Origin of the sequence: Bradyrhizobium australafricanum, assembly GCF_020329495.1 — a bacterium.
GTDB classification, from domain to species: domain Bacteria; phylum Pseudomonadota; class Alphaproteobacteria; order Rhizobiales; family Xanthobacteraceae; genus Bradyrhizobium; species Bradyrhizobium australafricanum.
Window position 1 is genome coordinate 1 of the sequence record NZ_JAGKJL010000125.1, and the last position, 10,030, is coordinate 10,030.

Consider the following 10,030-nt stretch of genomic DNA (forward strand, 5'->3'; position numbering starts at 1 on the left):
CCACCCGCCGCGCAATCTCGCGGGTCGGCATCCCGGCCGACTTCAATCTGATCACATCGCGCACATGGCGCATCGCAAACCTCTCCGTTGGCATCCAGGTCCCCCTTCGCAAAGCCGAAAGGCGGGACCGTATCGGAGCCAGAAGAGGCCTCGTCACCCCGGGTTCGCCCTTGCGATACCCCGGGCGACATCATCCCGGAATGGTGGGCGAGATCATCTCGGAATGGCGGGCGACATCAAATCGGAACGGTGGGCGAGATCATTCCGGAATCGTGGGCGACATCGAGCGGAATCAGCAAGAATGGAAGGCGCTTGCGAAATCATCTTGCCATAGAGCAATGAGTATTGCTCCACCACCAAACGGCAGACTTGGAGCGTCATTGGACGCATGTTGCCGTCCAAGAGGATGCGCACACTTGTCTCGGTCGGACCAAGACCAACGATTACGTAGCGCCGCCTTTTCAACTTTGAACGGTGCGCCGCGAGCACGCCTCTTCGAACCAGTCGGGGATTGCCTGCAAGAGCGTTGTCGACCGCTTCACGGCCTACATCTCTGTGAAATTGCTCCCCATCGGGATCTACCTTGCTTTTGCTTCTTCGGGCGACATGGTCCGCCGAAGCTCCTTGAGCGCCTTGTCGACATGAGCATCCGCGATCACGCCACATCTACATGCGATCGCTGCCAAGCGTCCGGCACTGGCCGTTCTCCATCAGATGCCAACGATCAACGACCTGTGCCGCGTGCGGCGGCGCCGTTGCCGTGGCTTCGCCATCTCCGCCACCACGATCGCGGGCGACAATCGCGATCGGGGAACAAGCAGATAGCCACGCTTGGGCAGTCTCTTTACGATCCGGCATGATGCGGCCGAGCCGGCGCCGGCTAGTGATGGTCCTACAAATTTCAGAGCCATCGAACATGCATGCCCTCGACCCACCAGTTCCGATAGCTAGAGCTGCGCCCCATAGAGGCTCATGATAGCCGCGACCTAATATAGATGGGTGGCCACTGCTTTTGGATAGCATTTGCCGCACTGTGTGCAACGACACGGTGCCCACACTTTCTCCTGACCGAGGTTTCCGAGTGGCTGCCCGTCCCACCTTTCCGTCGTTCAAACAACACGACAATAGGCGAAGAATGCCTACCGCCATGGAGCGTGCATCCGGCGGCGGTGAATAATAGCGTTGAGCGTGCGACGATGATGGACAAACAGAACGTGTTTGATGGAGGTTCGCCGTGTCGGCTCCAGACATTCGCCTCCGAAATAGAATCATCATTTAACGTTCGAGATTTCACCGCAGCCGCTCATTGGGCTATCGAACGGCTTGCTGACGTGCTGTCACGTGACGACGTCGAAGGCTTGCGTCTTCAAAGACCAGTAGATCTGATGGCCAGTGCCCGCAACCTCATGACGGCGGCTGATTTGGGGCGCTTCGATGTACGCCGCTTCGCCGACATCGTCGAGCTTTACCTGGAAACCGGCATCAAGGTGAACTCCCGCGGATATATGGGACGGCAGTTCAGTTCGGTGATGCCGGTCACCGCCGTCTTCGAAATGGTTGCCGCCATGGCACCGCAGCCAGCTTCCTATTACGAGGCGGGGCAGCTCGCCAACGTTGCCGACCGGCTTATCGAAGAGGTGTTCGGCCGTTTCATTGGGTGGGCACCGGGTAGTTTCGAAATGGTGACGACGTCCGGGGCCTCGCTTGCGAACATGACCGCTGCGCTCGTCGCCCGCAACCGTTACCTTTCGGGAAGCTGGAACGGCGGACTTGCGGCCGGCCGATCAACCCGGCCTGCCATTGCCATTGGCCAGGACGCCCATTTCTCCGTCTCCCGCATTGCCGGCATCATTGGTATCGGCCAAAATCAAGTGATACGCCTGCCTCTGAACGACCGTCGGCAGATCTGCCCGGAACGGGCGGCAGCGACTTTGGACGAGGCGGCGACCCAGGGGCTGGACATTTTCTGCCTGATCGCCTCGGCAGGAACGACCGCGATCGGTGCTAATGATCCGTTGCCTGACCTTGCGGCGTTGGCGAAGCGGCGCGGCGCTTGGCTGCATGTCGATGCGGCTCACAACGGCGCTTTTCTGGTTTCCGACCGGCTGCGGCCTCGCCTTGCGGGACTGGAGCTTGCCGATTCTTTTTGCCTGGACGCCCATAAGGCTCTGTTCGTCCCGGCCCTTTGCACATTGCTGTTCTACCGCGAGAAGGGTTTGGCGGAGACCGCGTTTCCCCAGAAGGACAGCTACGTATTTGACCCGTTCGAAGATGAAATGACGGCCGTGCAGAGCGGCGTGAAGAACTTCGAATGTACGAAGCGCCCCGCGATTCTGAACCTTTGGCTGGCTTGGTCGCTGTATGGTCCCCGCGCCTTCGCGGATAAGTTGGAGCGCCTGACAATGATGACTGAGGCCGCCCACCAATACTTGGCCGATCAGCCGGACTTCATCGTCCCGTATCGGCCGGAATCCAATATTCTCTGCTTCGTCCATCAGCCGCTTGGCGTGTGCGGCAATCGGTTATCGAGCCTGCAACTGGAGTTGCGCAACCGCGTGCGGGCGGCTGGGCGTTACCTCTTGTCCAAGGTCGATATGGATGGACGGACAATGCTCCGCATGGTCCTCATGAATCATCGGATCGGCCTGTCCGACATCGCAGGCATGGTGGGAGAGATCCGACGCCATGCGCGCGAGATTCTTGCAAGCAACGCTACACACGGCGAGCAGAACCGGCCTTTCCGGTTTGAGCCTCAGGAATGACTATGCGCCACTTCGCCCTTTCACCCCGTGACTGCGCTCACCACGTACTGCCGGAAACGATCTTGCATCCGTGCACCGTGGATGACGTGCTGGCTTTACCTTCTTTTCTAGCTTCGCTCCTGCACGCGCAGACTGTCATCGGCTGCCGGATTGACGAATTGTCTCATGACATCCAGGCTGCCATCGTCGAGCGCAGGCTATCGCAACTCGTCTCCATCGCCCGCATCAATCCGCTTTGGCGTCGGCGCATCGATAGTGCCGTCGGGACCGGTCCGGTGGACAATTACGAGCAGTTCAAGGCGCTGCCGCTTACCGATAAGGAAGCCTTTCAGCAAATGTTCACGGAAACGCGGCCAGGCATGGTCGTGCCCATCGACCGCTGTGGCTTCGAAATCGTGGCCAGCGGCGGTACCAGCTCCGGCAAGCCCTCAGAAACCGTCTATTGGCTCGACGAGCTGCAGGAGACCTACCGCTGGGCAGGGGATTTCATGGGCCGACACATTATGGCGCGCTACCTTACTGGCAGCGGCGCCAAATGGGTGGCCACGACATTAGCCGATTATCAGATGTGGAGCAGCGGCACCATGGTGGGTGGCGTGCTCCAGAAGATCCCAAGTGTCAACTACATCGGCGCCGGTCCGATGAGCCGGGAAGTCTTCCAGCGGATGATGTCCTATCCGGGGCCGAAGGCGATAATGGGGATTACACGAAGCATTGCGCTATTGGCGAGTTTTGCGGACGGGCTATCTGGCGAGGCGAGGGACAGCTTCCGGATCGCTCTTTATGGCAGTGGAGTGCTCACTCCCAAGGTGCGGGCGGATCTCAGGCAGGCCTATCCAAGCCTGATCGTACTCAGTTACTTCGCCGCCACCCAGGCGGAAACCATCGGCCTGCAGCTAGATCCGGAAAGCCCCGTCCTGACTGCGGTACCTGGTCTCCACTTGGTGGAAGTGGTCAGGCCGGACGGGCAATGGACGGAAATAGGCGAGGAAGGTGAACTGGTAGTCACGCGCCTGTTCGGTAATGCGACCCCCGTGCTGCGCTACAAAATAGGCGATCGAGTCATCCGCCGCCCTGACTTGCAGTCGCCCGGCCTGAATGCCGTGCAATTTGAGTATGTCGGCCGCAGCGGCGATTTCATGCATATTGGCGACACGCAGTATTCGGCGCCGCAGGCCTTGGCGGCGATCACCGCCGAATTCCGCCAGCGACAGGTTCTGGACATCGATAGCGTCGCTACCGACGCGCAGTTCCAGATCGATCGCGCGAAGCGGCAGCTGCACTTGGTGATCGGCACTCCGGAAGCAGCATCCCTTCCGACGCAGGTCGCCATGCGACTGGGACCGGAAGGCTCCTCGCCCTTGATCATCGCCGGCTTGCTCCGATCGCTGTCCGTCTTCGACGCGCTGGAGGCGAACGAGACGAGCCTGCGGAGTTCGGGCTACAGCTTTGCCATTCGGCTTGTAGATCCAAGGAACGCGGATTTAGTTCGCACGGCATTTGGCAAGGTGCCCCTCGTTGTAGACCGCATTTGATACTCGCAAACTAGGACCGCGGCCGAGCAGGAGAGAGATAATGACGCCGCTCAATATCCGGGTTTTCGTCGACGTTATCGCCCTGCTGCTTGGTAATGCGGTCGAGGGCAACGTCTTCATGTTTGACGATGGTGTCTCTGGCGGAGAAAGCCTTGGCACCGCCAAGCTGGTCAGCTCGGTCTGGCCAGGACAACTGGTTCGCTGGAGTCTAACGCCGCTTGACGTCCAGACCATGGCTTGGCTGAGCGGCGTGTCGTTTGATGGCACTGCGCCACCGGCGACGGGCCACCTCCTCCCTTGGGCACTGCAATGGCAGGGATACGTGCCTCCTTGGAGCGCTCCGGGCTCGCGCCATTCCTACCGAATGACGCTCGTCACGGGTGGCCTGAGTGGGCGCACGATCAGCATCGCCGGCCCCTCTCTTGTGCTCTTGCCTCCCCCGCTAGGAGGGGCCTTTCGGGCTCCCGCCTCGCCACCGCCTGTCGAGCGACCGCACAATCCGCTCCAATAGGAGGACTATAAAATGCAGATCTCGATTGTCACCGTTATCGATATCGAGACGGCCCTGGCGGAGGGCAGTCTCGATGGAAGCGCCTATGTCATCGACAATACGGGCCCATTCGCCCAGCTGCCCCATGCCCGCGTGACGAATGTTCCCGGCGTCTATAATGCCGATGGTTCGCAGGCCATGGAGGCTGTCCTGAACTGGATCACCGTCGGTGTCGCGCAGCTGCCACCGACGCTGCCACGCAGCTATCCCCATCGCTTCAACATTGCCAACACCGCACGACGACTGCTGAGCCCATCCGTCCGCACTCAGGAGTACATCTCCAAGAGTCAGGAGCACATCTCCAAGATGCTGGCTGACCCTCCGAAGCCCCTGCAGGTTCGCGACCGCGGTGCAGTTCGCACCTATGACGCGCCAGTGCTGAACGCGGCCGGCAAGGTGCTGAAGCCTGATGATGCCGCTACGGCGGCCAGCGTGCCTCCAGTTGTCGTGAGTATCCGCGGGGCTGCGGTGGAGGACGGTGTTCTGTATCCGGCCCTCTACGGTTCGCCCGATCCGTTGACGGATGGCTGGTACTGGAGCGCCACCGTCGATACGGCCAAGGTCGGTCGCCACGACTATACGATGGAGGTGGCGCTCTATCGCCCCGTTCAGGAGAACGGCAAGATGCTTTGGGAACCGCGGCTCTTCACCCTGTCGTGCGGTATTCAGGTTAGTAACGTGCCGAGCGTCAACGGCTTCACCAGCGGCCTCGTGCCCGGCCTGCTGCCCATACCGCTCTCCGGACATACGTGCGTGGAGGGAGACGCGATATGACAAAAACGATCAACATTCTACTGGTGGTGGATGTCGTCGCCGCATTGGAGGCAGATACGCTCGCAGGCTCTCTCTACATGATCGATGACAACCGTCCAGGCGGCTCGCGCAACCAGGCGACCGACGGGCTCGCGACCGCCGTGGCCCCCGGAGACGAGATCATCTGGACGTTGTTGCCGATCGAATGCGAAAATCATGCCGCGATACGAGCGATCAAACTGCAGCCGGAAATCTGCGAGGTTCGACGCGAAACCTATCCCGAGTCCGATGTCAGCTACTGGGTTGGTACGGTGAAGCAGCCGGTCGGCGACCTACCGTATGGGCTGACGTTGGAGCTTGGCAGCTGGATGCGGACGCTCGATAACGGTGCCGACGCGCGCCTCATCGATGCGGCCCTCAACGCTTCCCCGGGTGCCACCCGAACCAGGAGTTCATCGCGCCTCGTCGAGGCCGCTCTCAACGCTTCCCCGGGCACCCGAACCAGGAGTTCATGATGATTATCAGTCCGGCGTCGCAGCGGCCCCCCAGCAGCCCAAGCTTGGCATCCACACAGCTGAACATCGTCACACTCATCGACGTCGCAGGAACCCTACGGACCGGCGGCCTCAGCGGGAAAACTGGGCTAATGGACAATGGCGGCGAGAGTACCGGTAAAGGCACGAACAGCTTGCGGACAGTGTGCCGCCAGGGCCAAGCCCTGAACTGGCTGGTTTATTGTACTGACATGGAAAAGCGTCCGGACGGTAGCTGGCCTCTGTTCGCGCGTATCGTGAACATCGTTTTTGTGCTGCCCGATGGCACGCCACAGCTCAGCAAAATTTGTGCTGATCTTAAGATCTATGGCGGCCCGGACAGGATCCGCAGTCCGTGGACCCCCTCCTACTACTACTGGGCGGGCTCTGTCGACCTGGAGATCGAGCCGGGGCTCTATCCCTATCGCCTCGTACTTGAGGTCGACACGGTCGATCGAAATCGCAAATCGTATTTCAACCTGGATGGACCAGCCTTGCAGGTCATTCCTCTGAGCGCCATCCATGCAGGGAGCCAGCATGGATAAGAAGCAGCGAAGTTGTACGCGGACAGACCTACCCAATCAATTGCGGGCATTCCAATCGCGTGCTGCTCTGTCGCGCGCTTCTGGGCAGCCATCGGTAATACCGATCAGAGGAAGATGGAACGGCGCTTGAGCCGGCGATTGCATGATCGTTCGATTCAGCTCCGAACGCGTCCAAGAGCCCGTTAGCCAGCCGACTCAGTCGGAAAAGTGAAGGGGATTATATGGGCAACGATATCTGGTGGCCTACACGTCGCAGATCCCGAGCCTGCGCGGGTCATTGCTGATCGACTGCTTTGTCCAACAATCTGAGGGAAATCTTATGAGCCAGCGCGCCGTCATCGTTATCGACATCCAAAACGAATACTTCCCAGATGGCAAGCTGCCCCTGGTTGGTATCGTGCATGCGGCCGCCAACGCAGCTAGGGTGATTCAGACCGCCCGCGCGCGTGGTGACGCGGTTATCCACGTTCAGCACGAAATGCAGGAAAGTCATCCCTCTATCTTCGCGCCGAACACCAGAGGGGTAGAGACCAACCCCATTGTCCAGCCACTAGAACGTGAGGCCTTGGTCGTCAAGCACTATCCCAACGCCTTTCGCGACACCGATCTGAAGCAGCGGCTCGATGCCGGGGGCGTTAAGGAGGTCGTGATCGTCGGAGCAATGAGCCACATGTGCATCGATGCGACCAGCCGGGCAGCCGCCGATTATGGCTACAAGATCACGATCTTGCACGACGCTTGCGCCACCTGTGATCTTCCATTCGGTGGCATAATCGTGCCTGCCGTGCAGGTTCATGCGGCCTTTATGGCGGCCCTTGGCTTGGCCTACGGCACGGTCACCACGACCAGTGACTATCTAGCAGCCTGATGCCGTTGCGGCCTCGGCTAACATTAGTCACGTGAATCCTAAGGTTCGCCGCATAAAGTCTGCTGGCCTCCAGGCTGAAGCCTTTTACAGAAGCTAAATCTGATCTGCGGACTTAGCTCATTTGAAGGGCTTGGGATCTCGGTTGCACGTTCGATGAAGGTGCGGATTCGGCCTCGAGCGACCTGACGGAGGTGTGAACGTCTCGCTGGATTTGCTGCCTCCCTTATCTCGAAGGGCCAGCACTCACAATCGCCTGAGGAGGCGCGCTGCGATGGACAGGCTCAAATTCACACCGGCTTTCCAAGCCGCTCTTCGGTCTACCGACTCGACAAGCTCGCCGCACTCCGGGAAACTATCCGCGAACGTGGAGACCATGACAAGTTCGCGATGACAACCATACAACTCATACGCAATCATCCGCTTACGTTCTTTAGACTGACTATGATCATTTTCGATGCTGCACATGAGGAGCATCGCGCATGAGCATAACTTCCGCCGCCGCTCAAAACCGCAGCGCTCGCATCGCGAGTGTGGCCAGCATATCTGCCTCATGTGGCTAGTGGATGGCGGTTGTGCGTGAGGACAGACAACCCGCAAGGCCTGTCGTACAGGGGCGGGATCGGAGACGAAGCGGTGACCACGAACGGAACGCCAGCGCAAAGGCCGGTCCCGTCAATCTTCGATCGCTTGATGTGCTTGGCCGAAGTACGCCGTACAAGGTCCACCGCTTGAGGCGGCGGCCCGCTCTGTGGCCTCTACGATGTGTAGCGCGCGAACCAGACGTCGGTAGAGCGGGAGATCACTGCGTATCACAAAGCGGGCCGTACGAAACTGCTCATGCACTTGGCGCGCCGGTTTTAGCAGCCGACGTGGGCACCAAGGGAGGACATTCACCGGTTGAAATTCCTTTCAAGTCGCATCTCGCCGGCGCTTCAATAAGAGCCTGGCGTGTTAAATAAGTCCCAGCCAAGCCATTCCAAGATTTCGCAACACGAAACCAGTTCTCTTTCGAGCTGGCAATAGTTGTAGCTTCCTTTGCGCCTTGCGCGCAGCCGCAAACCTTCCGTCGCGTTCAGCCTGCTTCAGAGCCTTGATCAGCAGCTCCTCGGTTTGTTTCCATCCGTCGTTTGCAATTCGCCCCTCGGCAAAGTACTCGAAGACGACTCGGAAGGTCAGAGCACGGCCTGCGGCGGCCCTCGAATCCAACTTTGGCTCGGTCAGCCATCGTTGAAGAGTTTCGAGCTGGTTCGGCGTACCAAGCGTGAGAACGGCACGCTCCCCGAAGAGCACGAATGTCGCGAATGCAGCGACCTCCAGTTGCATATCCAAGTCCTGGGCTTCTAGCCAACGGGCGACTGCTTCTAATGGGGACATAGTTTGGCTCTCCTGCCTGTCGCGGTTCAACCGTTGCGACCCACATAAGGTGGTTTGTGAGAGCGATTCGGCCCAGAGAACGCTGCGCTGATCAACTACAAGAACTTGCGGGTTCAAATCCCTACAATTGTCGCACACAATCACCACCAATAATCGCAATTGACCGGATGGTGGCGCGCTATGACCACCCTAGTTATCGATCGTCAGTGAAAACGCCGTACCGACTTGGCTACATCGCATGCGCCAATCGGTTTTGAGCCTAAAGTCATCATCGGCCGATGAGCACGAAACGGATATGGCTACGACACACTTGGTATGTTTCCTTTAATCCGACCAAATCGATATCCCGTCCGAGAAACCAGAACTTTTCTGAACGAGGTTGCTGCTCTTTGCCATCGTATCGCCTCCGGCGCACGCGCAGCTGCCAGTCCCTTCTACGTGGGTGAACCAACTGGGATTTCTTTACGAGGAGGTAGACCAAGCCTAGTGGAAGTCGCGTTGTTGATCGCTCTCAACATCGTTGCTGGATACGTGCTCGTATGAGCGTCTGCTTCTGCAATGATGCAGGTGATTTGGTTGCGAGGAGCGCACGAACGATGGGTTGGGCCGCTTGAGACAGACGCAAACTGCGGCATCACTGCTCGTTGGGCCACTTTAGAGATGTACGTTCATGGTAAGTGCGGGAGCGCTCGATGAAGGAATTTGCGGGGTTTGTCGCCTTTTGTTTGGTAATCTTAGCTTCCGCATTTGAGGGTGCGCAGGAAGAAAATCCGTCGAGAGGCGCGTTTGAGAGAGAAGAACATCACGCTGCCGGCTGAGGCCGCGCCGGTCGGCAGCTACGTCAACGCGGTTCAAGTGGGCAATCTCCTGTTCATGGCGGGCAGTCTCGAGCGAGCCGAAGGGTAAGCTCGGACGGGATCTGATCGACGAATAAGGCCATGAGGCTGCCAAGCAAGCAGGCTTGATCACGCTGGCAAAGGAGCGAGCGGCGCTGGGTAGCGTCGATCGCGTGAAACGCGTTGTTAAAGTGGTCGGCATGGTTAACTCGGCCGATGACTTCGGTGACTAAGCCAAGGTGATCAATGGATATTCCGACCTAATGGTCGAGGT

At 59.0% G+C, this 10,030-nt stretch carries 8 protein-coding genes and 1 pseudogene; 7 read left to right on the forward strand and 2 right to left on the reverse strand.

What is annotated here, in order from left to right; all coding sequences use genetic code 11:
• Positions 1-702: 702 nt before the first annotated feature.
• Positions 703-879: pseudogene (locus J6525_RS44970) on the reverse strand (ISL3 family transposase); the annotation flags it as partial.
• Positions 880-1,196: 317 nt separating this feature from the next.
• Here J6525_RS44970 and J6525_RS44975 point away from each other — a divergent pair.
• The 7 genes from J6525_RS44975 to J6525_RS45005 all read left to right on the forward strand — a co-directional run bounded on the left by J6525_RS44975 (position 1,197) and on the right by J6525_RS45005 (position 7,546).
• Positions 1,197-2,762, forward strand: coding sequence for a pyridoxal phosphate-dependent decarboxylase family protein (locus tag J6525_RS44975; RefSeq protein ID WP_225649441.1), 1,566 nt, complete (start codon positions 1,197-1,199; stop codon positions 2,760-2,762).
• A 2-nt stretch (positions 2,763-2,764) separates the two neighbouring features.
• Entirely contained in the window at positions 2,765-4,297 is a 1,533-nt protein-coding gene (locus J6525_RS44980; RefSeq protein ID WP_225649442.1) for a phenylacetate--CoA ligase family protein, read from the forward strand.
• A 40-nt stretch (positions 4,298-4,337) separates the two neighbouring features.
• Positions 4,338-4,808, forward strand: coding sequence for a DUF8788 domain-containing protein (locus J6525_RS44985; protein ID WP_225649443.1), 471 nt, complete (start codon positions 4,338-4,340; stop codon positions 4,806-4,808).
• Positions 4,809-4,820: 12 nt separating this feature from the next.
• On the forward strand, positions 4,821-5,621 hold the full coding sequence (locus tag J6525_RS44990) for a hypothetical protein (protein ID WP_225649444.1): 801 nt from the start codon (positions 4,821-4,823) through the stop codon (positions 5,619-5,621).
• A complete protein-coding gene (locus J6525_RS44995; RefSeq protein WP_225649445.1) occupies positions 5,618-6,115 on the forward strand; it encodes a DUF8788 domain-containing protein in 498 nt (165 codons plus the stop codon). The genes J6525_RS44990 and J6525_RS44995 overlap by 4 nt, the downstream gene beginning before the upstream one ends.
• On the forward strand, positions 6,115-6,678 hold the full coding sequence (locus J6525_RS45000; protein ID WP_225649446.1) for a DUF8788 domain-containing protein: 564 nt from the start codon (positions 6,115-6,117) through the stop codon (positions 6,676-6,678). The genes J6525_RS44995 and J6525_RS45000 overlap by 1 nt, the downstream gene beginning before the upstream one ends.
• A 319-nt stretch (positions 6,679-6,997) precedes the next feature.
• Positions 6,998-7,546 carry a cysteine hydrolase family protein gene (locus J6525_RS45005; protein ID WP_225649448.1) on the forward strand — a complete coding sequence of 183 codons (549 nt, stop codon included), beginning with the start codon at positions 6,998-7,000 and terminating at the stop codon, positions 7,544-7,546.
• A 951-nt stretch (positions 7,547-8,497) separates the two neighbouring features.
• Here the strand turns inward: J6525_RS45005 and J6525_RS45010 are convergent.
• A complete protein-coding gene (locus J6525_RS45010) occupies positions 8,498-8,920 on the reverse strand; it encodes a hypothetical protein (protein WP_225649447.1) in 423 nt (140 codons plus the stop codon).
• Positions 8,921-10,030 lie beyond the last annotated feature (1,110 nt).

Bases quoted from the DNA above. Each gene is read 5' to 3' on its own strand.
- J6525_RS44980 (WP_225649442.1), top strand. From the start codon at position 2,765: ATGCGCCACTTCGCCCTTTCACCCCGTGACTGCGCTCACCACGTACTG.
- J6525_RS44975 (WP_225649441.1), top strand. From the start codon at position 1,197: ATGATGGACAAACAGAACGTGTTTGATGGAGGTTCGCCGTGTCGGCTC.
- J6525_RS45000 (WP_225649446.1), top strand. From the start codon at position 6,115: ATGATTATCAGTCCGGCGTCGCAGCGGCCCCCCAGCAGCCCAAGCTTG.
- J6525_RS44995 (WP_225649445.1), top strand. From the start codon at position 5,618: ATGACAAAAACGATCAACATTCTACTGGTGGTGGATGTCGTCGCCGCA.
- J6525_RS45005 (WP_225649448.1), top strand. From the start codon at position 6,998: ATGAGCCAGCGCGCCGTCATCGTTATCGACATCCAAAACGAATACTTC.
- J6525_RS44985 (WP_225649443.1), top strand. From the start codon at position 4,338: ATGACGCCGCTCAATATCCGGGTTTTCGTCGACGTTATCGCCCTGCTG.
- J6525_RS45010 (WP_225649447.1), bottom strand. From the start codon at position 8,920: ATGTCCCCATTAGAAGCAGTCGCCCGTTGGCTAGAAGCCCAGGACTTG.
- J6525_RS44990 (WP_225649444.1), top strand. From the start codon at position 4,821: ATGCAGATCTCGATTGTCACCGTTATCGATATCGAGACGGCCCTGGCG.